The following is a 24,353-nucleotide window of genomic DNA, read 5'->3' as shown; positions in this document are numbered from 1 at the left end:
TTAGGAGGTATTTAAGATGAAAGAGATAATACTGAATAATGGTGTTAGAATGCCTATATTGGGATATGGGGTGTTTCAAATACCCCCTGAGCAGTGTGAAGAGTGTGTTTATAATGCTATATTGGTAGGTTATCGTTTGATTGATACAGCTGCTTCTTATATGAATGAAGAGGCAGTTGGTAGGGCAATAAAGAGGGCTATTCAGGAGGGAATAGTTAAGAGAGAAGATTTGTTTATTACTACCAAGTTATGGATTCAAGATACGGGTTACGAATCTACAAAAAAAGCTTTTGGGAAATCATTAAAGAGGCTGCAATTGGAATATATTGATCTTTATTTAATTCATCAACCCTTTGGAGATGTTCATTGTTCTTGGAAAGCTATGGAAGAGCTTTATAAGGATGGGTTTGTAAGGGCAATTGGAGTAAGTAATTTTTATCCTGATCGTCTTATGGATTTGATTGCTTTTCATGAGATTGTACCTGCTGTGAATCAGATTGAGATACACCCATTTTATCAAAGATATGAAGATGTTGAATTTATGAGAAGAAATAATGTTCAACCCGAGGCTTGGGGACCTTTTGCTGAAGGAAGAAATAATATTTTTCAAAATGAAGTTTTGCTTTCTATTGCTGAAAAGTATAAGAAAACTGTAGCTCAAGTAATTTTGCGTTGGTTAATACAGAGAGATATTGTAGCAATTCCTAAGACTGTTAAAAAAGAGAGAATGATGGAAAATTTGAGTGTTTTTGATTTTGAACTATCAGAAGAGGATATGGAAAAGATTAAAACATTAGATAAAAAGGAAAGTGCGTTCTTTTCTCACAGAGATCCTGAAGTTGTAAGATGGCTTACTTCAAGAAAACTTGATATTTAATTGGGAGAAGGGGGTTTTATATGGAGCTTAGACCTATTGGAGTTATTCACAGTCCATATAAGACTAAAGATGAGGCTCCCTTTCAAGGTAGATGGGCTAAAGAATTAAAAGAGTCTGTTATAGAGGTTTTTGAAGAATATAAAGATGCAATGCAAGGTTTGGAAAATGTAAAACATATAATAGTCCTCTACTGGTTTGATAGGGCAGATAGGGATAAGCTAAAGACTATAACCCCATGGGGTCCTGAGGAAAAAGGGGTTTTTTCCACAAGGTCTCCTTCAAGACCTAATCCTATTGCTTTTTCTATTGGAGAGATAAGAAAAATAGAAGAAAATAAGATTTATGTGTTGGGCCTTGATGCTCTTGATAAGAGTCCTCTTATTGATATAAAGGTGTATTCTTATGATATTGATGCTATAAAAAGACCGAGAAAGAGAATAGTTTTTAATTCTGCACTATGGGATGAATGTGTATCTTTTCATGGACATTCTTGTCCAGGACTTGCCATAGGATATAGGGCTGCCGAGGCGGCAGTTTTGAAGCTTAAGCTTACTTTTTCTGAGGATGAAGAAGTGGTTTGTATTACAGAGAATAATGCTTGTGGAGTAGATGCTATACAATACATTTTAGGTTGTACTTTTGGAAAGGGAAACTTGATTTTTAAAGATCGAGGAAAGCAGGCTTTTACTTTTTTTAGGAGAGACACAGGAGAGGGAGTAAGAATAGTATTGAAGGATCTTCCTAGGAAAGAAAACAGAGAGGAATGGACCGAGGAGCTTTTGAGGATGAATGTAGAAGATATCTTTGATTTTCAACCACCAAAAGATGATATTCCTAAAAAAGCGAGGATATATCCTTCTTTGAAGTGTGAGATTTGTGGAGAAAAGGCTTCAGAAAGAAGTATGAGGATTAAAGATGGTAAAATTGTTTGCATAGATTGTTTTGAAAAGGATTAGCTTCTAACGATTTCTGCCATTTTATCTTCAGCAAATTGCACAGAGCAAAGTTTGTAGTAAAGACCTTTTCTTTTCATAAGCTCTTCGTGGGTTCCTATTTCAACAATTTCTCCATCCTTCAGCACTATGATTTTGTCTGCCCTTTTTACAGTAGAAAGTCTATGGGCAATAATTAGAATAGTTCTTGTCCCAGCTAAGTTATTTATAGCCTTTTGAATCTCACTCTCAGTCTCTGTATCTACTGATGATGTGGCTTCATCAAGAATAAGTATAGGAGCATTTTTTAAAACCGCTCTTGCAATAGCCAGTCGCTGTTTTTGTCCTCCAGAAAGTTTTATTCCTCTTTCTCCTATTTCTGTGAAGTAACCCTTAGGAAGTCTCTCTATAAATTCGTGGGCGTGAGCTATTTTGGCAGCTTCTATTACTTCCTCAAGGGTTGCATTTTCTTTGCCATAGGCTATATTTTCAAAAATGGTACCATTAAATAGAAATACATCCTGAAGCACCATACTTATATTCTCGTGAAGAGATTTTAGGGTTACGTCTCTAATGTCTATGTCATCGATTTTTATCCTTCCAGAATCAGGATCAAAGAATCTGTTTATCAAATACATTATGGTGGTTTTTCCTACACCTGTAGGACCAACAAAGGCTACCATTTCTCCAGGGTTTATCTCAAAGGAGATATTTTTTAATACGGGTACTCCGGGGTTATAAGAAAAAGTAACGTTTTCAAAGGTAATTTTGCCTTTTACGTTTTTGAGCTCAGTGGCATTTTCTTTCTCCTTTATCTCTGGCTCTGTCTCTAAAACTTCAAAGACTCTTTCTGCTCCTGCAAGAGCTTGCTGAACATTTTCAAGAATTTGGGCAAGGGCATTTATAGGTTGATAGAACATACCAAGATAAAGTAAGAATCCTACAATATCCTGAACCTGAATCTTGCCGGAAAGGGCCATTATTCCACCTACGGAAACCACAATTAAATTTCCTAAAGAACTTAAAAATCCAACAGTGGGATGGAATATGGCACTAAGTTTTAAGGCAGAAAGGAGTGCGTGTATTTGGTTATATACTTTTTCCTTTATCTTTTTGTATTCTTTTTCTTGTTTGTTAAAAAGTTGTATTTCTCTTATACCAGAAAGATTATCTTGAAGGTCTGCATTAAGATCTGCAAGAGCTTTTTGAGCTTTACGAAATATGGGCATAATTTTTTTAGCAAATACAGTACTACTAAGAAGTAGAAAAGGAATTGGGATGAGAGAAAGAGCTGCTAATATGGGATTTATTATGAAAAGTATTACAGCAATGCCTATAAGTATTAGTAAATTACTTATTAGATCTGGAACTGCATGGGCAATTAGCATTTCAAGATTTGCTGTATCATTTACTACTCTTGACATAAGCTGTCCTGTTTGTTTATCTACAAAGTATCTATAAGATAAGTTTTGTAGTTTATCGTAAACCATCATTCTTACATCTGCTACAAGATGCCATGCTGCGTAATGAGAAAAATAATTTCTTAAAAATTGAAAGATTATGCCTAAAATATAAGATAAAACAAGGATGAGGGATATTCTTATTATATCTACCCTTGCATTGGGATATTGGCTAATATTTGTAATAATTCCTATAAGGCTTCTTATAAGCCATGGACCAATAAGGTTTAAGCCTGTTAATATAAGAAGACTTATGGCAGATATTATTAAATATCCCCAGTAAGGTTTCGCTATTTTAATAAGTTTCAAAAGATAGCGCAAAATTAACACCTCCAATAATTAGCTATCAAACTATTTTAATACAAAAAATAAAGTTTGTCTACTTTTGTGTAAAAATCCTAAAATAGTTTTATGAAAAATATAAATAGTTTCATTTTTTAAATGTGTTTTTCTTAAATCTTGTTTTTCTCAATATTAATTTCATTATGTAATTTTTTCATTGGATATTGACAAAGTTTTTTTCTTTCATATAATTTTTATTAAAATTATTTAAAGGTTTGTAAAAACGATTTTAAAATAAAAACGATTTTAAGAACGACCCCGAGGAGGCTACGTAGCCGTTAAGGGGAAAATTAAAGTAAAGTGGGGTGCGTAAAATGTTTCTTAAAAAACTTAGTAAGTTGCTCTTAGTCGTACTACTTGTCGCAGTATATACACAAGTTCATGCTCAAACGTCTATAACACTAACAAGTAATGCAAGCGGTACTTTTGATGGCTACTACTATGAACTATGGAAAGATTCAGGGAATACAACCATGACTGTATACACACAAGGAAGATTTAGCTGTCAGTGGAGCAATATAAACAATGCATTATTCAGAACGGGTAAGAAGTATAACCAAAACTGGCAGTCATTAGGCACTATTAGAATCACCTACTCAGCCACATATAATCCTAATGGTAACTCCTACTTATGTATCTACGGTTGGTCTACTAATCCCTTAGTAGAGTTTTATATTGTAGAGAGTTGGGGTAATTGGCGTCCACCAGGTGCAACCTCTCTTGGACAGGTTACTATCGACGGTGGTACCTATGACATTTACAGAACTACCCGTGTAAATCAGCCATCTATTGTCGGTACAGCTACTTTTGATCAATATTGGAGTGTAAGGACATCTAAGAGAACAAGTGGAACAGTCACTGTAACAGATCACTTTAGGGCATGGGCAAATAGAGGTTTAAACCTTGGTACTATTGATCAAATTACTCTTTGTGTTGAAGGATATCAAAGCAGTGGTTCGGCTAATATAACACAAAATACTTTTTCTCAAAGTAGCAGTAGTGGAAGTAGTGGTGGCAGTAGTGGTAGTACAACAACTACTAGAATAGAATGTGAAAACATGTCATTAAGTGGGCCCTATGTATCGAGAATTACAAGTCCATTTAATGGTATAGCTCTTTATGCAAATGGAGATAGTGCAAGAGCTACAGTAAACTTTCCAGCAAGTCGTAACTATAATTTCAGGTTAAGAGGATGTGGAAATAACAATAATTTAGCTCGAGTTGATTTACGAATAGATGGGAGGACAGTAGGTACGTTCTATTATCAGGGAACATATCCTTGGGAGGCTCCTATAGACAATGTATACGTGAGTGCAGGTTCTCATACAGTGGAAATTGTAGTTACTGCTGATAATGGTACATGGGATGTTTATGCAGATTATCTGTTGATACAGTAAGGAGGGGGAAGTTTAGGAGCTGGGAGGGACAACCTCCTAGCTCTTTTTATTTTTTCTCTTTTTCTTTTCTTTTTCTTTCTTCTTCTTTAAGATGTGCTATAAACATTCTTGCTCGAAGTTCGAGGGTTACAGTTTCAAGCATAGAAGGAGTAGGTTTTTTGTTAAACTCTTCTATCATTTTGCTTTCTATTTTTTTATACCATTCCTGATCTTCTGCTATCTTTATCCTTCCAAGAAGATTTAATATTATTTCTTGAATTTCTCTCCATCTTCTTAATATGAGTTCTATAAAGAAAAGTATTATACAAATTATTAAAAGAAATGGAGAAAGGTCTTTTTTATCTGCATCCTGGTAAGGCATTCTCCTAAAAACATCAGAAGGAGAGGATATAATTTTCCCTAAGGATAAAGAAGTGATTTTTTGGGCCAATTCTTTATTGAAGGTTTTAGGTATGAATTCCTGTGAACTTCCAAAGAACCATGGCACTTTAGCAAGAACCTTATCATTATCTTTAATAGTGATCTGATATTTTCCAAGTTTTTCTATAGGGAATACAGCCTCATAGGTTCCTGAAGACTTTTGGTAAAGGCTTCCTTTTAGCTCTTTTCCTTGTACATCAATAAGGGTGTATTTTAAATTGGCAAAATTTATATAATTTCCTTCTTTATCAGCATAAATTACATTTATAATTCCTTTTCCTTCTTCTTCTCTTATGGAAACTTTTATTTCAGGTACTTGGTGGGGTATTGTTTCTCTCAACATTTCACTGAAAAATTTTCCTAATTTATTCCATTTTAGCCACTCATCTCCCCAGTAACCTTTTAATGCAGAGGTGAAGGCTATTACTTGTCCAAGACCAAACTGTCCCCTTGCAAGTATAGGATCCCCTTCTGGAGAAGAAAGTATGGTGGGATAAGGGTATCGTGGAGATGTGAGAACATATCCCTTTAATGGAGGAACCTCTATTTTTTCTTCTGTAGAAGACTTAGGTACAAAATTTTTTTCTACTATATTAGATCTCAATAAAGCTTTTGTTTCTGAGAGTAAAAGTTGAGGAAGATTCCTTATATTCCATGTATGATAAAATCTGCCATTTCCCCAATTAGCTATATCTTTTAAGAGGGGTATATTAGCATCTTCTCCTATACCTATGGTAGATACAGTAATTTTATACTTTGCTAAGTATTTTACCAAATTATAGAAATCGCCACCTTCGGTTTGTCCATCGGTAATTGCGATGATATGTTTGCTTTTAATAGGAGCTTTAATTAAAGCTTCTCCGGCAGATTTTAAAGGTGGATATAAGGCAGTACCTCCTCCAGGAGATATTTTGGATATTAAACTTGCAGTCTCTTCTTTATTAGTAAGAGGTTGTAATGGGACAATCCATTGATAGGAATGATCAAAGGCAATGAGTCCAAAGTAGTCCTTTTCTTCCAGAAGATCAAGGACAAGTTGAGCAGATTCCTTTGCAAGCTCCATTTTCATGTCTCCTCCAGAATAACTTCCCATGCTTCCAGAGGCATCAAGGACTATTACTATAGCAACATTGCTCTTTTTAAGTATTTGTTCTGGTCTTAATGTTACAGGTAAGATTTCCTCTAAAGGAGTTCCTTGATAATTTCCTGCAGAGAAGCTTTTATCTCCTCCTAATACTAACAGAGTACCTCCTTTTTCAGTTACAAAATTTTTAAGGATTTCCATTTTATCAATGGATAGATCTTCTTGGGGAATATTGTCCATAATTACCGCTTGGTAGGAATTTAGATTTAGAATTTGAGGATATGGTTTGGAATCAAAGACCACATCCCAACCTTGTACCGCAAGAGATTTGGCAAAAGTTGGATTAAAATCTCTCCCTATGAGGTATAAAACTTTAGGTTTCCCTTGGATGTATATGTAAGAGGAGGTTACATTGTTATCTCTATAAGTATCTTCAGGAGAATATATTTCTGCTTCTATCTCTTTTAATCCTGTATTTTGGGATTTAAGAGATAGAGAGATGATATTATCTTCTTGAAGGTTTTTTAAATCATGGGTTTGAGATGTACCATCAAAATTTATCTTCAATTTTGCCTCTTTTATACCATAGCTTCTTATTCTTATACTCACAGGAAATTCTTGTCCTAAATGTCCTATATCGGAGTTTTGGATTTTTTCAATGGCTATCTCTTTATGAAAGGAGGTATTTAAGGGAAATACGTCTATTTGAATTTTTTCTTTTTTTATTCTTTCTTCCAAGTTTAATACTCTTCCTACATTTTCTTGTAAATCACTGAAGATAATTATTCTTGCTGGTTTTTGTTGGGGTTTAAGGAGAAGTGTTCGGTTCAAAGCCTCTTCTATATTAGTAAAATATGGATTTTTAATACCAGAGATGTTTGAAAGGTCAAGGTTTTCTGACAAATCTTGTTCTACGTTTACATCTCCTGCAAAGGATATAAGCCCTACTCTATCATAAATCTTTTTATTGTTGAGAGATTCTTTTATAAAACTTATAGCTCTCTCTTTTTCCCAGGAAGGAATACTTGCGGATTGATCAAGTAAAAAGAAGGTATTTACTCTATCTGAATAAGACAGTAACTTCATCCCAGAAAGGGAGAGTAAAATAAGTAATATCTCTATAGATCTTAAAACTGCCTTTTTCTTATATCTCTTAATAAGGAAGTATATTATGGGTATTAAGATTAGAAATAACGGTTTTTCAAAGCTTATCATGTATAAATCCTTCCTCCCATGTAAAGAAGCATTTCAAAAAATATGGCTATCAGAGCTAAAAATAGAAAAATGTAGGATAGATCAAGACTAATGTAAGATTTTTCTTTTGGTTTCTCCTTAGAAGAGATGACTTCTTGAGATCCTATTTGGGGTTCTATTTTAGATTCTTTTTCAGAGAATAAATTTATTGCGTAGACTCTCTTATCTTGTGGATCTTCATAGAATCCTGTAAAGTTTAAATTTTCTTGTACTTGTCTTTGAGGATCGTAAGATAGCATATATTTTATTAAATTGTATATGAAAAGTGGGAAAGAGTCGTGATATATCCATGATGTGGAAAGAAGATCAAAGGAAAGTATAACCCCCTCCATGTTTTCTTCTTTTAAGTAATAACCTACAGGTCCTTTTGTAGAATAGATGATAGTTTTTAATTTTTCGTCTTTGAATACATAGGCATTATCTATTTGAGTTCCATAAAGCTGTACAAATCTTAAAATAGGGTGGTCTTCCCAGGAGAGTATTTTTACCTTTCCTACCTTTTCTATTTTATTAGGATCCATACCAGGATAAGCTCCTATAAAGAGAAATTTTCCTGGAATTTTCAGGTAGGGTATTAGGCCATCAAAGATAAAGAAATCATAATTTTTAAAATCCATCTTCACAATGTCTCTTCTTATCTCTACCTTAGCTCCAGGTATAGCTCTTACAGCCTTTTCTAAAAATGGATTTCCCATGGTTATAATTAATATCTTTGGAGAAAAATCTGGTACATAAAAATAGGCAATATTGTCTTCTGGAAGGTCATCCTTCATATCTATAGAGGCTTCTATTTTTCCTTTCAATATTGGAGTCTCAAAGGTTAAAGTTTTTATCTCTTTTTGCTGTAAATGTATTTTGGTTCTAAAAAGATTTTTGCCATCGTTCTTTACAGTTATGGGAATTTCTTCTGAATTATTGCTAAAGTTCCCAATTTTTAAAAATATTTGAGAGACCTCTTCATTTTTTTGAAATACCCTACCATCAAGAATTGCTAAGTTTTTTCCTCCCTTCCCAATTATATGGATAAAATAATTGTTTTGAGAATTTTTAGGAATATCTAATTTTTCTGTACCATCAGTAAATATATGTATATCGCAAGATTCTTTAGGAAAGAGGTTTTCTACATAACTTATAGCATAATTTAGGTTTCCTTCTCCTAAAAAGGGTTTTTCATCTTTTAAGACTTTTTCAATCTCAGTATTTTTTCCCGAAGAGATTAAAAGCTGAGGTTTATCCTTGACTATAATGAGAGAGGCTTTATTATGAATTTTTTTAGAAAAGTTTATAATTTCTGTTTTTGCCCTTTCAAAGCGGGATGGAGAGATATCTTTTGCGGTCATACTTGCGGAAGAGTCTAATACAAAGATAACAGGCCTTCCTGCTATTCCTTCAAAACTAAGAACAGGTTTTGAGAGGAATAGAATTATAAACATGACAGTTAAGATTTGAAGGAGAAGAATTAAGTTTTTAGGAAGTTTTTTAAACCATCTTCCTATAGGTTCCTCTTTTAAGAGTCTTTCCCATAAAAGAAGACTTGGAACTTTTAATCTTAATCTTTTAGGCTTTATAAGGTATAGGATTATTATTAGTATTTCTAAGGACAACAATGGTAAGAAAAAGGGATTTAAGAATTTAAGGTTCATTTAATCCAACCACCTACTCTTAGATATTTTAGAATAAGATCTTCTATAGGAATAGTAGTTATGCTTCTTAAGTATTCTACATTGTAAAGCATGGTGAAGTATTCTATCTCGTTTAGGAATTTCTCTAATGTTTTCTGATACTTTATTTTCATATCGTCATCAAGAAAGAGATCTATTTTTTCTCCTGTTTCGCTATCCACAAGGGTTAGGTTTCCTGAATAGAAGGGAGAAATCTCTTCTTCACATATTATATGGGCAATATATACAGGTAGTTTTTTATATCTTGCGTATATTATTCCTTCTTTAAAGTCTGAGGAGAGGAAGTCTGAGATAAGAATTAAAATACCTTTCCTTCTTAAAGATGAAGCATATTTTTTAACTGTTTCATTTATGTTAGTAATACCTTCTGGCTTTATCTCATTTAAAAGATTTAAAAGTTTATATATATTCTCCTTTTTTCTCTCTAACGGAATGATCTCTTTGGTTTTGTTTTGAAAATAGGAAAAGGTAGTTTTTTCCCAAGAGGAAAGACTAAGGTATGCGAAGGCTAAGGCAAGTTTTTTACCATAGAAGAATTTTGAAGGATTTCCAAAATCCATAGAGGAAGAAGCATCAAGAAGAATATGTACCTCTACATCCTCCTCTTCTTCAAAAAGTTTTACAAGAAATTTTTCAAATCTGGCATATATGTTCCAGTCTAAATATCTTAATTCGTCTCCAATTTGGTAAGATCTATAGTCAGAAAATTCTGTTCCTCGCCCCATTTTGGGGCTTTTTCTTTCTCCGAGGCTACTCTTAAATCTTAGCCTCTTTACGGCAAGTCTTAACTTTTCAAGTTTTTCTAAAAACTCAATATCTAATTTTTCCATTAATCTTCTTTTATCTCCTCCAGAATATTCTGAATTATCTCATCAGGGGTTATGCCCTCTGCTTCTCCTTCAAAACTTAGGATAATTCTGTGTCTTAGGGCAGGAATTGCCACCTTCTGTATATCCTTAATGCTTACGTTGGCTCTATTATTTAATAATGAGAGAGCTTTTGCTCCTAATATTAGTGCTTGGGCACCTCTTGGGCTTGATCCATATCTCACATATTTCTTTACTTTTCCTGTGGCATATTTGTTTTCAGGATGGGTGGCAAGTACGATTCTTACAGCATATTCTTTTACTGCTTTTGAAATAGGTACACTTCTTACTAATTGTTTTAAGGCTTCGATCGTAGTTCCATCTGCAATCTTTTCTACTTTTGGCATCTCAACATTTGTGGTTCTTTCTATAATTTCAAGAAGTTCTTCCTCTCCTGGAGGAGTGAGAATTAGTTTGAAGAAAAATCTGTCAAGTTGAGCCTCAGGAAGAGGATATGTTCCTTCCATCTCAATAGGGTTTTGGGTTGCCATGACAAAGAAGGGCTTAGGTAGTAGGTAGATGTTTCCTCCTGAAGTTACACTACCTTCCTGCATGGCTTCTAAAAGGGCAGATTGGGTTTTAGGGGTAGCTCGGTTTATTTCGTCTGCAAGGATGATATTGGCAAAGATAGGGCCTTCTTGAAATTTAAAATGTTTTCTTCCATTTTCATCTTCCATAATTATGTTTGTTCCTGTAATATCGGCAGGCATCAAGTCAGGAGTAAATTGGATTCGAGAAAACTTTAGATTTAAAATCTCACTTAATGTCTTAACAAGCAAAGTTTTTCCAATTCCAGGCACACCTTCAAGGAGTACATGCCCTCCTGAAAGGAGAGCTATGATAGTAAAATCAATAATCTCACTGTATCCTACTATTACTTTACTGATCTCATTTTTTATCCTTCCTACCACATCGGTAAAGTCTTGAAGAGATAAAGCCAAGTGAAACGACCTCCTTTATTGAGAAAAGTATAGTTTTAATATTTCTTGAAACTCTTTAGGAAGAATTCTTGATGCAGTTGGATCCTCTCTTTCATAGGAGGGATTCAAGCTAATATTACCTCCTGAGGTTTTTCTTCTACCCTCCAAAGTAGGGGCTTGAAATAGATAGTTTTTACCTTCTTTTTCCGAAAGAGAGGGTGGAACATATATTTTTTCTCCTGAAAATACCTTTCTTTGACTTTCTGTTTCTCCAAGTTTTGTTTCTCTTTCTTCAGTACCAGGTAGAGATCCTGTTTGTTTTGTCTTTTCGGGTAATCCTTCGCCAGGAATAGGATTCTGTAACATTCTTTCCTGGGGTGAATTTTGAGAGAGATTGGAATCTTCTTTGGGCAAGTTTTCTTCTCCTTCTCTTTCAGCTCCTGAACTTTTAGGAGATTGGGCTAAGGAAGCTTGGTTTTTGCCCGCCAACGAAGGAAGATTACTACTATCTATGGAAGCTTCTTTATTTTCTTTTCCTTTTTCTTCTTTATTTTTATTTTCAGAGTTTTCTTTTTCTTCCTGAGTTTTATTAGAAGAGGCAGTTTTAATCTTTTCGTTTTTTAAAGTGTTTTTATCAAAATTATATTGGGATAAAAATTCTTCCAAAGATTTAGGCTTTTGAAGATCGCCTATTTTCTCTTTATAGAATTCATCTTCGGAGGCTTTCTCTTTTTGTAATTTTTCATTTAGAAGATCATTTTCAAGCATTTTACCTTTATTATTTACTATTTTTTGAAGATTTTGATTTTGCTCTTTATTTTTCTCGTGAGCAAGGTTTATGACTTTTGATATGTCCTTTGGAAAGGAGTATACAAGATTGAATATGAGAAGAATTACAAAGAATAATAATAAACCTTTTAAAAGTTTTGATGGTTTGAATTTATAAGCTTTAGAAAGATCAATTTTAGAAAGTTTTTCTTCAAGTTCTTCTTTTAATTTATTTATAAGGCCATAAGAATCATTAAAATCTTTGTACTCCCAAAAAGTGATTAGTCTTTCTTCTAAAGAGTAGTGTCTGTCAGCTCTAAAAATTATCTTATAATGGTCGGGCTTTTTCTTTAGTCGTATGTAGAGATAAAAAGTGAGAATATAAAGTATAGAATATACAGCAAAGCTAACCCTTAGTGAGAAAAGATTTAATAGAAGAAAAAGATTTAAGGTAAAAAAAGTGGATACCAATAAGCCCTCAATAAGATAGTATAGATTTGCTTTCTTAATAAGTCTTTCTATGTTACCGAAAAAATGTCATTTGTTTTTCTCTCCTCTATAATATTTTAATCTTTTTTGGGCTATTAGTATAGATATTAAAAAAATAAGTAAATAGAACAAAATAATTACAGGTAGATGCTTAGATGGATTAAAGTTTACACTTACATAGAGAACATTTTCTGCTCCTACCAACCAGAGAATATTGTTTAGAGGAAAAAAGAAAAAGGTTGAGGGAAAGATAAAGGGAATTATTATAAAGGCTAAATAGGAGATCCAATGAGAAAACCAGTTTAAGGCAGGGTTTATAAGGGTAGACCATAAGAGGCCAAGACCAATTAAAGGTATAGAATCTATTAATATCAGTAGATAGAGAATAAGGATCTTATTAGTACTTCCTGTAAAGCTTATTATAAGATTAAAAGGGAAAAGGATTATGAAAAGATAAAGAATATATAAAAGGGTAGATAAAAATCTTCCTAAAAGAATGTTTACAATGGAGAAATCCGAATATCTTACGAGGCTTAGTGTTTTAAATTCTTTTTCTGCAAGAAGATTCCCCGAAGAAATTAAAGACGAAAGATAGGTTATGAAGAAAAAATGGGATAGAGAAAAAATAAGGAATAGGTCAGGTATATAGTATTTATTCACATCTAAGGTTTTTGATGGCCATAAAATAAGGGTTAAAAGAAGAAGGATAAAAAAATAAGTGAATTCTGTCTTCATGTATTTTCTATCATTGATTTTAAATTTAAACTCTGTTAGCCACCAAAATCTCATTCTTTCTCCTCCAAGGGTATTATTAAGATATTGTCTCTGTAGATATCCACTTTTATATATTCAAAGTTAAAATGATTTATAGGTTCCTTTATTCTTCCCCAAAGAAGAATTTTCTTTTGGGAAATCAAAGGGGTTTTAAAGCGATAATTTTTGAGAATTTCGTTAAGAAGAGAAGGCTCTTTGAGTCCACTCTTCCATACTACTATGCTTTTCCTTTCTCCCCTCATAATACTTCCTATGTAGTTTTCTGCATTTCCCGATTTTAATATCAAATCTTTTAGATCAAAGTTTGCATCATTTTCAATATTAAGAATAAATCGGTCGGAAAGTTCTCTAAATTCTATATTTATAGGTAAAAAGTGAAAAGAAAGCCCTTCCAAAAAATAAACTCTGTTTCTCTCGATGGTGATCTTGCCATTATTTTCTTTTCGATCGATGATGAGGGATATTTTCCCTTTTTGGGGTTGATAGTAGGCATTGTAAAGGAGAAAAATATTGGGAGAGTAATTAAAGGAAAGGTTTCTTTTAAAGGGAGAGAAGATGGATAGGTTAAAGTAGTTTTCTGCAACAAAGGTTTCTGGATCAAGATATATAATAGATTTTTCAGAAATTGCGAGGGCGTCTTTTTCAAAGTAATTTTTTATTTGAAATCCAAAAACAGAGGAGAGAAGAATAAATATAGAGAAAATAATAAAGGAGAATCTTTTTCTTAGGAGGTATCTTTTCCATACAAACAGGAATAGGAAATAGACAAATAATGCTATTACAATAGTAAATCTATCGGGGTATAGGAATTTTTGTCCTTGAAGAAGGCTAATGTCAGGATTGTAAAGAATTGTATTGTGGGGAATAGTTATGCTTACAGGTGGTATTTTTAATAATTCTAAGGAGATTTTTTTGATTTCGTCCATAAAATATACTCTTCCTGTGAGAATTTTATACATGGTTATAGAATTTTTTAAATTTTGTGGTAGCGTTTTCCAAAAGTCTTTGTCAATTAATACCAGATCGTAGGTATCATAGGCTTTGTAGTTTAAGGGAAGAAGTCTTTCATCATATATTCTTAAGATCCTTGCTTTTTGGGAAATGGGTAGTTGAGGGATGTTTTTCCCAAGAATGAGAATGAGAGGAAGAACTATTTTTTCAAAGGATATTTCAATTTTTTCCTCCCTTAGTAACTTATTGTTATGCCATATTCTTACTCTTAGAGGATATCTGAAATCTATGGGAGGAATTAGAAATTCAATTTTTTTTGTTGCAAGAGGAGGAATCTCAACATTTTCTTGATATATAGTTTCACAGTATCCTGCATATCTAAGTCCTTGATTATATATGACTTCTATCTTTAAAGTTAGGCGATTTCCAGGGTTGTAGATTTCTATGAAAAGAGGTGAAAATCTTTCTAATTTCCATTCTGAGTTTATTCCTAAGGAAATATTAAAGCTTGGTTCCTGGGGATAGGATATAGAAGTTAAGAATATTAGTATAAAAATTAACAAAATTATCTTTTTCATACCTAAATTATACAATTTTTTGTGATAAAATAATTTCTATGATTATAGCTTATTTATTTTTGCTTGGTAGAATTATACTTCTTGGGTACGAAAAGATTGTGGTAAAAAAGGTAGGAGATAAGAGCGATAGCATAGCTACATCCTTTCTCTTTTTCTTTATAGCTACTTTATTTCTCCTTCCCTTTGCTTTTAACAAAAATATTTCTATAGACTTTGCAAGGCTGAAATTTGGAATCTTAAGTGGATTTATTTATTCCATATCCTTTGTACTCTATGTTAAATCATTATCTATAGGAGAAGCATCTTTAGTAGGTCCTCTTTATAATTTTAATGTTTTCTTTCTTCTTATTTTAACAACATTATTTCTTGGTGAGCCTTTTACTTTTCAAAAGGTTTTGGGACTTTTCCTTTTAGTTTATGGAGCTTCTTTTCTTAATAAACAAGAAAATCTACTTAGATCTCTTAAAGCACTTTTTGAGAGAAAAGAGACTCTTTATATGCTGGGAAGTTCTTTCCTTATAGCTATAGGAAGAACCATTGATGGTTTTGTAGTGGGGAAGGTTGATCCTTTATTTTATTGTTTTTTCCTTTACCTTGTTATAAGTATTTATCAATTTTTTTATATTCTTTTTAGGAAGGAGTTAAAAGAGGTTATTAGGATTTTAAGGGAGAAAACCTTTCTTGTCATTATTGCTGGAGCTATTAATGCTTATTCTTATTTATTTCTTCTTATTGCCTTTAGGAGTATAGATGTTAGTATTGCGGAGCCTCTTTCCATGTTGAGTATGATAATAACGTTAATTCTTGCCAAGAGTATTTTTAGGGAGAGTATAAAAGAGAGGACTATTGGGGTTTTAGTTATGATATTAGGGGCATGGATTCTTAATTGGAGGTAATTTATGGATAATATATGTTCTCCTTATTTAGAGATAAATCTTCCTGCAATCTATCATAATGCAAAGATAATAGTAGAAAAAGGGAGAGATTATGGAATTTTAATTGATGGGGTCACGAAGGTATCTCTTGGAGATCCAAAGATTGCAGAGGTTCTTGTTGAGGCTGGAGTATTTGGAATCTCTGATTCAAGAATTGAGAGTATAAAGAGAATGAAGGAAAGTAATTTAAATACTAATTTTACCCTTATAAGACTTCCTTGTCTTTCTCAGGTAGAGGAGGAAATAAAGTATGCAGATATTTCTCTAAACTCAGAGTTATCAACTCTTAGGGCTTTGAATGAGGCTGGCGAAAAACTTAAAAAGAAGCATAGAGTAGTAATTATGGTAGAGATGGGAGATATAAGAGAGGGTATATGGAATAGAGAAGAACTTTATTTTGTTGTTAGGGAAGTTTTGAAAATGAAGAATCTTGAACTTTTTGGGGTCGGAACTAACTTTACTTGTTTTGGAGGTGTTATTCCTACCGAAGAAAAGTATATGGATTTTATAGAAATTGTTGATGATTTGAAAAGGAAGTTTAATATCTCTTTTGCTATTGTTTCTGGAGGAAATTCTAGCACTATTCCTCTCCTTTTTAAGGGGAAGATACCTTTGGGAGTAAATCATTTAAGAATTGGCGAAGGAATTATGTTAGGGAGAGAAACAGCATATAGAAAAGTTATTCCTGGAGCAAGAACTGATACTTTTAGGTTTATAGGAGAGATTTTGGAGGTAAAAGAGAAGCCTTCTGTCCCCTGGGGAGTTATTGGGGAGGATGCCTTTGGGCATAAACCATCCTTTAAGGCAAGGGGTGTAAGAAAAAGAGCTATTCTTAATTTTGGAAGACAAGATATAGATCCTGAGGGCATAAAACCAGAAATTTTAGGGGTGGAAGTCTTAGGGGCTACTTCAGATTATACTGTTGTAGATATTTCTGAGAGAGATGATTTGAAAGTGGGGGATAGCATAAGCTTTTCTTTGAATTATTCTGCTCTACTGCAGGCTTTTACTTCTCCTTTTGTGAAAAAGATCTACAAGGAGGTAGATCTATGAGAAAAAGAGTAATTATTATGGGGGCTGGAGGTAGGGATTTTCATAATTTCAATGTATTATTTAAGCATAACCCTAACTATGAGGTGGTTGCTTTTACTGCTACTCAAATTCCTGGTATTGAGAATAGGGTTTATCCTAAAGAACTTGCGGGAGACCTTTATCCTAATGGAATACCTATATTTTCTGAAGATAGGCTTTCAGAATTAATTGAAGAATACAAAGTGGATGAAGTAATCTTTTCCTATAGTGATGTTTCCTATAATTATGTGATGCAGAAAGCAAGTATGATACTTTCTTTAGGAGCTGACTTCAAATTATTAGGTATAGAGACTATGCTTGAAAGTACGAAACCTGTGATTGCCATATGTGCAGTGAGGACAGGTTCTGGAAAGAGTCAAACCACAAGGTATGTGGTGAGATTATTGAGAGGAATGGGTCTTAAAACGGTGGTTGTTAGACATCCTATGCCCTATGGAGATCTTTTAAGACAGAAGATTCAAAGATTTGAGAAGATGGAAGATCTTGATACTTATGAATGTACCATTGAGGAGAGAGAGGAATATGAGCCTCATTTAAGGCAAGGGGCGGTGGTTTATGCAGGTGTGGATTATGAAGAGATATTAAAGGAAGCTGAAAAAGAGGCTGATGTGATTGTATGGGATGGAGGCAATAATGATTTTCCTTTTTATAAGCCTAATCTTTATATTACTGTTGTAGATCCTTACAGAGCTGGGCATGAAATCTCCTATTATCCTGGAGAGGTCAATTTAATCCTTGCAGATATTGTTGTGGTGAATAAGGTTGATACTGCTCCAAAGGAGAAGATTGAAGAAGTGGTGGAGAATATAAGGAAGAAAAATAAGAAATGTAAAATAGTATATGCTAAATCACCTATTAAGGCAGAAAAAGAAGAAGACATAAAAAACAAGAGAGTACTTGTGGTGGAAGATGGGCCTACCGTCACTCATGGAGAGATGCCCTTTGGAGCAGGTTATCTCTTTGCAAAAGAGAGAGGAGCAATAATAGTGGATCCAAGGGAATATGCTGTGGGTAGCATTAAGGAGGCTTATGAGAAGTATTCGCATCTAAAGGAGGTGCTTCCTGCTCTTGGTTATAATAAAGAGCAACTTAGGGAGCTTGAGGAGACTATTGATAGATCTGATTGTGAGTATGTGATAATTGGTACTCCTGTTGATTTGAGAAGGGTGATTGAGATTAGAAAAAAAGTTATAAGGGTATTTTATGAATATGAGGATTATGAAGAAAGAGCCTTAGAAAAGCTAATTGAGAGTTGGGTAAAGGAAAGAACTAAGTAATTTTTACTTTACTTTTTATAATCATCTCTATAAAGTAATCCGAAAGGTTTGGATCAAATTGGGAGCCTTTACATTTTTTTATTTCTTCAATTGCCTCTTCGATAGCTAATCTCTTTTTGTACGGTCTATATGCGGTCATTGCTTGAAAACTGTCTGCAAGGGTAAGAATTCTTGAATAAAAAGGTATTTCTTCTCCAGAGAGTCCATCAGGATATCCTCTTCCATCCCATCTTTCATGATGGTATCTTATTAATTTTCCAATTTCTCTAAAAGCAGAGACATTCTTAAGTATTTCTTCACCCCATACGGGATGCATTTTCATTATCATAAACTCTTCATCCGAGAGTTTTCCTGGCTTTTTTAAAATATAATCAGGAACTTTTATTTTTCCAATATCATGTAGATATCCCGCATATTCTAAGATTTTTAACTCTTCCTCTTTTAGACCTATATATTTACCAAAGTCTACTGCTATGTTTCTTACTTCTCTTGAGTGTCCTCCTGTATAGGGGTCTCTTGCATCAATCATCTCTACAAGTACAATTAATGATTCTTTGTTTAATCTATGTATTCTCTGTTCTAATTCCTCTTTGTAAAGTAAGTAGGCAATAACAGAAGCTATTTTTTCTACCATTGCTAAATCATTTTTATCGAATTTTTTAAAATCTTTTAAGCTATTTATGTTTAAAACTCCTACTAATTTGTTGTTATAAATTAAGGGATAACATATAGAAGATTTTATATTAAAACGAGGTTCAATTATAACAAATCTTTTGTCCTTATAAACATCTTCTAAGATTAAAGGTTCTCTATGTTGAGCCACCCAACCAGCTATACCCTCCCCCATTCTTAATACAGTATTTTCTACTACTTCTTGGGGGAGACCAAAACTTGCAACAATCCTTAGTACATTATCATCCTCATCATATCCCATTATGGAACCTGCATCCGCATCTAATATATTTAGAACTCTTTTCAGGATGCTCCCAAGTGGGGTTACTTTTTCTGTTTTTTCTGAAAAAAGATCAATAAGCTCTGAAACTTCCTTTTCTTTTTCTAATTTTTCTATTAGGGTTGTTTTTTCAATAACATGTTTGAATTCCTCTATAAGAAGATCAAATAGTCCCTCAGGTATTTCTTTTTCATAACAGATTACATATTGAATTTTGTTTTCTATGTCTATATATACTTTTTGGGATTTGTCTATCTCTAAATCTTCCATTTTTATTTTTAGCTGATCTTGTTTTGGATATAGATTTATAAATTCACTGTTTATTCTTTTTAATAGTCTTATGTTATTTTCAGGAAAAAGTCTATTTAATTCCTCATAGAAGGTTTTTTCCAATTCTTGTATATTTTTTGTAGAGATTTCCTTTAAAAAGTTATATCCTATTCTCAACTCTTCATATTTTTTCTTGTTTTCTTCAAGAAGTTTCCTTATCTCAAAAGTTTGTCTCTCTACTTCTTTTTTTAAGTACCTTCTGCTAAGGAAAATTACAAGAGATATAAAAAGTAGTATTGAAAGGAGAGTTAAAAGCCATTGGGTTTGGCTTTCTTTCTTTTTTATTTCAAGCCTTAAGAGTACTTCTTCACCAAACCATTTTTGTAAAAGATATATATATTGGGGGGATTTTATTATTTCATCTATTCCTTTTTTAAGGATTAAAAAGTAAGGGCTTCCTTTAGGAAGGGCAATTCCAGCGTAGTTTGTAAATAATTTGTCAGGAAGAATTTTCAATTTATCGTTCCAATTATTCTGGGTAATAAGCCATTTAGCTGTATAATAATTGATAACTCCAGCATCTGCCTCTCCTCTTAGTACTCCTAAAAGTACCTCGTAGGAAGATTTGTAAGAAATGGTTTGAGTAATATCTCTAAGGAAGAGTTGAGCTACATCAAGATTAAATACTCCTACTTTTCTTTCCTTCAAGTCCATAAAGTTATGTATGGTAGAGTTAACAGGTACAACAATCACACTAAAACTTTCTAAATAGGTTATAAAGTCGTATCTCTTTTTTCTTTCCTCGGTAACTCTCATAAACTCTATGCCATCTACTCTACCTGTATTTAAGAGCTCTACTGCATCATTCCAGGGTACAAGTTTTACTTCTATTTTTTTGTTTATTTTTTTGGAAAGTTCATTAACAATATCTACTGCAAAACCCTTAGGAACGCCTTGTGAATCCAAATACTCTATAGGTGGTAAATTAAAATCTCCGGCTAAGATAAGGGTATTATTCTCTTCACCTAAGGATAGAGAGGTAATTATAATTATTATTAAAATTATTGAAAATAATTTCTTCATTTATTTTTATTTTACTCAGATTTTTAAATTTTTGCATGATGAAAATTTTCATAAAAATAAAAAAAGGAGGGAAACCCTTAACGGGCCCCCCTCCCCCCTCAGCTTATTTGGAGGATGTCTCTACTACAATTTCTACTGGTGGTTTGGAAATACAAGTTTGATTTGCAATTATAACTTCATCTGCTAACACAGCGTTCAATAAAGTTAGAACAACTATTATAATAATTGCAATTATCTTTTTCATTTTTATATACCTCCCTTTTAGGATTCTTGTCTTTAAGGATAAGGGATTTTATTTGATAATCAAATTATGTCCATCCGTAAAAACTTTTATTTTGAGAGTTTCTCGATAGTTTAAAAAACTTTTTAATGGGAAACTCAGATTATAAGATTTTTACAATGATTTCTGATATAATAAATTTATACTATGTATAAAAAAGTGCCTATTATTGCTTATATTTTATTTAAATATGGCAATTTTTCAAAGCCTTTTTTAAACCTTGTTTTAGAGGAGAAATTGCCAGAGGATTGGCATCATTATTTTGTTGCTCAGAAATATAAGTGGAGAGGAGAATGGAATAAAAGTTTAGAAATTATAAAGAAATCTCTGAAAAAGGCAGAGGATAATTTAACTCTATTCTATTTATTGCAAGCAGAGCTTTTATACTTATCAAAGCTTGTAAAAGATGAGTCTGCAGATAAGATTTTTGATGAGTTAAGAAAGAACTTTTTTAAAATACCCCTTCTCGCAAGAAGAATTATTGCACCTACTCTTTGGAGTTATTCTATAAGTAACATTTCTTATAGTGGTGTATCAAAGGTAAGATTATGGAGCAGAGATTATGTGGAGGACAAGACTACTTATCTATTTATGCTTTTTAATAAAGCTAACGAAGAGAATAAGCGGGGAAATTTATCGAAGGCGATAAAATATTATTTCCAAAGCATTAAGATAGCAAGAGATATACCTCATCCCACAGGCTTGATATACTCTTTAAACAATTCTGCATGGTGTTTAAGGGATAGACATCCCTTATTTGCTCTAAAGCTTGCAGAAGGTGCCTTATACTATTTGGGATACTTTCGAGAAAACATAGAAAGTGGTTTTTTTGTTGTTGATACCCTTTTTCATATTCAAAGGAAGTTAAAAAGAGAAGATGTTTTTAATATGAGAGATATGGTGGTTACTCTTTATGGGAAACTTCCTGAAGGGAAAGGTTGGGGAACAAAGGAGCACTATAAGACGCTTAAAGAATTTTTTGATGTTAGAAAAATAAATTTAAACATAGATGTTTATGAAAATACTGATGAAGTAAGAAATTACCTAAAAAAGCTTTTTCAAGGTAAGAACTTAAGCACACTTTCAGAGGAGTTGAAAATTACGAAGACAAATCTTTCAAACTTGCTTAGAGGTCGAACATTAAAGATAAAGGGAAATACTATAAGAAAAATTATGGAAAAATATAGAGAGAATATTGATTTATTTGAAGCTCCCTTTCCTATAGTTAATGAATTTTTCAAAGAGAAGATAAGGAAAGAATATTTTGGGAAAAATAGAGATAAATTTATTAAACTCTCTACTGGAGAAAGGATAATTGGCGTGGTCTCAACTTATATGAGTCTTATTAATAGGGATTATTTTAAAAGAGACAATGATATCGGGAGTTTGGTAAAAATTATGGAAAGAGATTTTGAAGGCTTTTTGAGGATAGTAGATGAGGATTTATACCTTATGGAATTTTTAAATAGAATTTTCAGAGTAGATCCAATAATAGAGGCAAGAAAATGCTTAGTTCTTAAATTTATTAATGTGATTTCTGAAAAAAGGAGAGTAGATTTTATAAAAAGGTACCTTGAGTTAGAGGAGAAAGATAGAAATCTTATAGATGTCTTTGTAAGAAATTATGTAAGATACAATTTAAAATGGGAAATGGAACCTGAATCTAATTACTTTCCTGAAAAGTTTTTAAAATATTATCAACTTAAAAAGACGCCTTTAATTCTTTCTATTTATTACCTTGATAACAAGTTGCAAAGGAAAAGATTAATTAATTTACTTGACCAAATGGTGTTATAATAAGTTATGAGGTATCTAAAATCTTTAATTAGTCTTTTAGAGGAATTAGATAAGGAGAGTAACAATTTTCAAAAAGCAGTCGATAAAACCGTTGAAGCTATTAAAAATGGAGGAATAATACATATTTTAGGTTATGGTCATTATAATGTTATCCCTATGGAACTATTTTTTAAGCCTGGTGCTCTGGCTTGTATAAATCCTCTTTTAGATTTAAGTACGCTATATTCTGAGAGTATTTACAGGGCTAATTATCTTGAAAAGAATGAAGGATACGGTAAAAGCTTAATTGCTAATATTAATGTAAAGGAGAATGATATTTTTTATATAGCCTCATATAGTGGCAGAGATCTTGTTGCTATTGATGTATGCCTTGAGTTAAAGAAAAAAGGCATCTTTACTATAGGGATTATTAATAAAGAAAATTCAGCAAAAACTTCAAAACATTCATCTAAAAAGAATTTAAAAGATCTTGTCGATCTTGCTATTTTGGTGCCTGGTCCTTCCGATGAGCTCCTCTTGGCCTTAGAAGAGAATAGAGATATAAAGGTGGGTCCTTTAGGAGTTTTAATTCCTCTTTTAGTGATCAATGATATTTTTACTGAAGTGATTTATAAAATTGAAAATATAGGTATTATTCCTCCTGTCTTTAGAGTTCCTATTAGTAGTAAGAATCAGGAGATAAATGAAAAGTTGATAGAGGTTTATAGAGAAAGGGTTAGAGGTTTCTAAATGAGTAGTATTGTTATTTTGGGAAAAGTAATATTAAAAGATAGAATTTTAGAGAATGGATTCTTAAAGATTGAGAATGGTAGGATAGTACATATAGGAGAAAAAAGGGAAAGTAGTATAGATAAAGTAGATTATGATTTTAGTAATTTTTATATTTCTCCAGGATTTATTGATGTCCACATTCATGGAGCTGTTGGAGAGGATTTTTTAGATTGTGATTACTCCGATATAGAAAAGATAACAACTTTTTTGGCTTCAAAAGGAGTTACTGGTTTCTTACCTACTATAGTAACAGGCCCCCTAACAAGTATGAAGTTGGCTGTTAAAAAATTGGAAAGATATATAGAAAACCAAAAAGCTGGTGCAAGAGTTTTGGGGATGCATTTAGAGGGTCCTTTTTTAAATCCTAAGTACAAGGGTGCTCAACCTGAAGAGCATATTTTAGAGCCTAATATTGAGGTTTTAGAGGAATTATATTCCCCTTATTTAAAGTTAATGACTATTGCCCCAGAAAAAGATAAAGAATTTAAAGTAATAAGATATCTTAAGGAAAGAAATGTAATTATCTCTGCAGGACATACCGATGCATCGTATGATGTGATGAGGGAGGCAGTTTTAAATGGACTTTCCCATATTACTCACCTTTTTAATGGTATGAGGCCTCTTCATCATAGGGATCCTGGAATTGTGGGATATGCCCTTGTTAATGATGTAAGTGTAGAGGTCATCGTTGATGGTTATCATTTATCTGATGTAATCCTAAAGATGGTAACTAAATTAAAATCTAAGGAAAAAATTTTACTTGTTACTGATGCTATGATGGCTACAGGACTTGATGATGGAGAGTACAAGCTCTCAGGCCAGAAGGTAATAGTTAAAAATGGAAGAGCGGTTCTTGAGTCTGGCTCTCTTGCAGGTAGTACTCTCACTATGGATAGGGCTATAAAAAATATGATGAGTATGACAGGGATGGACATTGTAGATGCAGTTTTTATGGCTTCCTATGCTCCTGCAAAACTTCTTGGCATAGAAGATAGAAAAGGAAGTATAGATATAGGTAAAGATGCAGATATTAATGTTTTTGATGAAAATTTAAACATAAAAATGACCATGGTAAAGGGGAAGAAAGTCTTCCCCTCGTAAT

Annotated in this window: 19 protein-coding genes and 1 pseudogene; 10 read left to right on the top strand and 10 right to left on the bottom strand. The window is 32.7% G+C overall.

Going from position 1 to position 24,353, the window contains the following annotated elements; all coding sequences use genetic code 11:
- Nucleotides 1-16: 16 nt before the first annotated feature.
- The 3 genes and pseudogenes from DICTH_RS09530 (at nt 17) to DICTH_RS10435 (ending at nt 1,833) form a co-directional block, all read left to right on the top strand.
- Complete coding sequence (locus DICTH_RS09530; RefSeq protein WP_012546972.1) at nt 17-877, top strand: aldo/keto reductase; 861 nt, start codon at nt 17-19, stop codon at nt 875-877.
- A gap of 20 nt (nt 878-897) precedes the next feature.
- Nucleotides 898-1,287: pseudogene (gene tsaA / locus DICTH_RS10440) on the top strand (tRNA (N6-threonylcarbamoyladenosine(37)-N6)-methyltransferase TrmO); the annotation flags it as partial.
- Nucleotides 1,288-1,314: 27 nt separating this feature from the next.
- Nucleotides 1,315-1,833 (top strand): FmdE family protein, encoded by a 519-nt coding sequence (locus DICTH_RS10435; protein WP_407919143.1) that lies wholly within the window; start codon nt 1,315-1,317, stop codon nt 1,831-1,833.
- On the opposite strand, the gene DICTH_RS09520 is transcribed toward DICTH_RS10435, so the two are convergent.
- Entirely contained in the window at nt 1,830-3,590 is a 1,761-nt protein-coding gene (locus DICTH_RS09520) for an ABC transporter ATP-binding protein (protein WP_012548467.1), read from the bottom strand. The two genes, DICTH_RS10435 and DICTH_RS09520, sit on opposite strands and share 4 nt — an antisense overlap.
- A gap of 335 nt (nt 3,591-3,925) precedes the next feature.
- On the opposite strand from DICTH_RS09520, the gene DICTH_RS09515 reads away from it, so the two are divergent.
- Nucleotides 3,926-5,008, top strand: coding sequence for a glycoside hydrolase family 11 protein (locus tag DICTH_RS09515; RefSeq protein WP_012547705.1), 1,083 nt, complete (start codon nt 3,926-3,928; stop codon nt 5,006-5,008).
- A gap of 46 nt (nt 5,009-5,054) precedes the next feature.
- Here DICTH_RS09515 and DICTH_RS09510 read toward each other — a convergent pair whose 3' ends face one another.
- From DICTH_RS09510 to DICTH_RS09480, 7 genes are all read right to left on the bottom strand, one after another.
- Entirely contained in the window at nt 5,055-7,727 is a 2,673-nt protein-coding gene (locus tag DICTH_RS09510; RefSeq protein ID WP_012548784.1) for a VWA domain-containing protein, read from the bottom strand.
- The gene (locus DICTH_RS09505) at nt 7,724-9,409 is read right to left on the bottom strand and encodes a vWA domain-containing protein (protein WP_012548146.1); all 1,686 of its coding nucleotides are present in this window, start codon (nt 9,407-9,409) and stop codon (nt 7,724-7,726) included. Before DICTH_RS09505 ends, DICTH_RS09510 begins: the two co-directional genes overlap by 4 nt.
- Nucleotides 9,406-10,278, bottom strand: coding sequence for a DUF58 domain-containing protein (locus tag DICTH_RS09500; protein WP_012548525.1), 873 nt, complete (start codon nt 10,276-10,278; stop codon nt 9,406-9,408). The genes DICTH_RS09505 and DICTH_RS09500 overlap by 4 nt, the downstream gene beginning before the upstream one ends.
- Nucleotides 10,278-11,255 (bottom strand): AAA family ATPase, encoded by a 978-nt coding sequence (locus DICTH_RS09495; protein ID WP_012548655.1) that lies wholly within the window; start codon nt 11,253-11,255, stop codon nt 10,278-10,280. Before DICTH_RS09495 ends, DICTH_RS09500 begins: the two co-directional genes overlap by 1 nt.
- Before the next feature lie 15 nt (nt 11,256-11,270).
- On the bottom strand, nt 11,271-12,473 hold the full coding sequence (locus tag DICTH_RS09490; RefSeq protein ID WP_012547075.1) for a hypothetical protein: 1,203 nt from the start codon (nt 12,471-12,473) through the stop codon (nt 11,271-11,273).
- A gap of 66 nt (nt 12,474-12,539) precedes the next feature.
- On the bottom strand, nt 12,540-13,280 hold the full coding sequence (locus DICTH_RS09485; protein WP_012548645.1) for a hypothetical protein: 741 nt from the start codon (nt 13,278-13,280) through the stop codon (nt 12,540-12,542).
- A complete protein-coding gene (locus tag DICTH_RS09480; RefSeq protein WP_012547777.1) occupies nt 13,277-14,794 on the bottom strand; it encodes a hypothetical protein in 1,518 nt (505 codons plus the stop codon). The genes DICTH_RS09485 and DICTH_RS09480 overlap by 4 nt, the downstream gene beginning before the upstream one ends.
- Nucleotides 14,795-14,832: 38 nt before the next feature.
- Between DICTH_RS09480 and DICTH_RS09475 the strand changes: the two genes are divergently transcribed.
- Genes DICTH_RS09475 through DICTH_RS09465 form a run of 3 tightly spaced genes read left to right on the top strand, consistent with a single transcriptional unit; the run spans nt 14,833 to nt 18,098 of the window.
- Complete coding sequence (locus DICTH_RS09475; protein ID WP_012546958.1) at nt 14,833-15,690, top strand: EamA family transporter; 858 nt, start codon at nt 14,833-14,835, stop codon at nt 15,688-15,690.
- A 3-nt stretch (nt 15,691-15,693) separates the two neighbouring features.
- Complete coding sequence (locus DICTH_RS09470; protein ID WP_012548047.1) at nt 15,694-16,782, top strand: alanine/ornithine racemase family PLP-dependent enzyme; 1,089 nt, start codon at nt 15,694-15,696, stop codon at nt 16,780-16,782.
- A complete protein-coding gene (locus tag DICTH_RS09465; protein WP_012547374.1) occupies nt 16,779-18,098 on the top strand; it encodes a cyclic 2,3-diphosphoglycerate synthase in 1,320 nt (439 codons plus the stop codon). The genes DICTH_RS09470 and DICTH_RS09465 overlap by 4 nt, the downstream gene beginning before the upstream one ends.
- Here the strand turns inward: DICTH_RS09465 and DICTH_RS09460 are convergent.
- Nucleotides 18,091-20,403 carry an HD domain-containing phosphohydrolase gene (locus DICTH_RS09460; protein ID WP_012548497.1) on the bottom strand — a complete coding sequence of 771 codons (2,313 nt, stop codon included), beginning with the start codon at nt 20,401-20,403 and terminating at the stop codon, nt 18,091-18,093. The two genes, DICTH_RS09465 and DICTH_RS09460, sit on opposite strands and share 8 nt — an antisense overlap.
- A 103-nt stretch (nt 20,404-20,506) precedes the next feature.
- A complete protein-coding gene (locus DICTH_RS10070; RefSeq protein ID WP_158301529.1) occupies nt 20,507-20,647 on the bottom strand; it encodes a hypothetical protein in 141 nt (46 codons plus the stop codon).
- 273 nt (nt 20,648-20,920) lie between these two features.
- Between DICTH_RS10070 and DICTH_RS09455 the strand changes: the two genes are divergently transcribed.
- Genes DICTH_RS09455 through nagA form a run of 3 tightly spaced genes read left to right on the top strand, consistent with a single transcriptional unit; the run spans nt 20,921 to nt 24,352 of the window.
- Nucleotides 20,921-22,480 (top strand): hypothetical protein, encoded by a 1,560-nt coding sequence (locus DICTH_RS09455; RefSeq protein ID WP_236608266.1) that lies wholly within the window; start codon nt 20,921-20,923, stop codon nt 22,478-22,480.
- A 6-nt stretch (nt 22,481-22,486) separates the two neighbouring features.
- Nucleotides 22,487-23,209, top strand: coding sequence for a sugar isomerase domain-containing protein (locus tag DICTH_RS09450; RefSeq protein WP_012548063.1), 723 nt, complete (start codon nt 22,487-22,489; stop codon nt 23,207-23,209).
- Nucleotides 23,210-24,352, top strand: coding sequence for an N-acetylglucosamine-6-phosphate deacetylase (gene nagA, locus DICTH_RS09445; protein ID WP_012548407.1), 1,143 nt, complete (start codon nt 23,210-23,212; stop codon nt 24,350-24,352). It abuts the gene before it with no gap.
- Nucleotide 24,353: the final 1 nt, after the last annotated feature.

The sequence above is a fragment of the Dictyoglomus thermophilum H-6-12 genome, assembly GCF_000020965.1.
Lineage (GTDB): Bacteria > Dictyoglomota > Dictyoglomia > Dictyoglomales > Dictyoglomaceae > Dictyoglomus > Dictyoglomus thermophilum.
The sequence above is the reverse complement of the archived record's forward strand: the minus strand, read 5'-3'. Positions and strand labels throughout refer to the sequence as shown.

Bases quoted from the DNA above. Each gene is read 5' to 3' on its own strand.
- DICTH_RS09470 (WP_012548047.1), top strand. From the start codon at position 15,694: ATGGATAATATATGTTCTCCTTATTTAGAGATAAATCTTCCTGCAATC.
- DICTH_RS09505 (WP_012548146.1), bottom strand. From the start codon at position 9,409: ATGAACCTTAAATTCTTAAATCCCTTTTTCTTACCATTGTTGTCCTTA.
- DICTH_RS09485 (WP_012548645.1), bottom strand. From the start codon at position 13,280: ATGAGATTTTGGTGGCTAACAGAGTTTAAATTTAAAATCAATGATAGA.
- DICTH_RS09530 (WP_012546972.1), top strand. From the start codon at position 17: ATGAAAGAGATAATACTGAATAATGGTGTTAGAATGCCTATATTGGGA.
- DICTH_RS10070 (WP_158301529.1), bottom strand. From the start codon at position 20,647: ATGAAAAAGATAATTGCAATTATTATAATAGTTGTTCTAACTTTATTG.
- DICTH_RS09450 (WP_012548063.1), top strand. From the start codon at position 22,487: ATGAGGTATCTAAAATCTTTAATTAGTCTTTTAGAGGAATTAGATAAG.
- nagA (WP_012548407.1), top strand. From the start codon at position 23,210: ATGAGTAGTATTGTTATTTTGGGAAAAGTAATATTAAAAGATAGAATT.
- DICTH_RS09515 (WP_012547705.1), top strand. From the start codon at position 3,926: ATGTTTCTTAAAAAACTTAGTAAGTTGCTCTTAGTCGTACTACTTGTC.
- DICTH_RS09460 (WP_012548497.1), bottom strand. From the start codon at position 20,403: ATGAAGAAATTATTTTCAATAATTTTAATAATAATTATAATTACCTCT.
- DICTH_RS09475 (WP_012546958.1), top strand. From the start codon at position 14,833: ATGATTATAGCTTATTTATTTTTGCTTGGTAGAATTATACTTCTTGGG.
- DICTH_RS09480 (WP_012547777.1), bottom strand. From the start codon at position 14,794: ATGAAAAAGATAATTTTGTTAATTTTTATACTAATATTCTTAACTTCT.
- DICTH_RS09510 (WP_012548784.1), bottom strand. From the start codon at position 7,727: ATGATAAGCTTTGAAAAACCGTTATTTCTAATCTTAATACCCATAATA.
- DICTH_RS09465 (WP_012547374.1), top strand. From the start codon at position 16,779: ATGAGAAAAAGAGTAATTATTATGGGGGCTGGAGGTAGGGATTTTCAT.
- DICTH_RS09500 (WP_012548525.1), bottom strand. From the start codon at position 10,278: ATGGAAAAATTAGATATTGAGTTTTTAGAAAAACTTGAAAAGTTAAGA.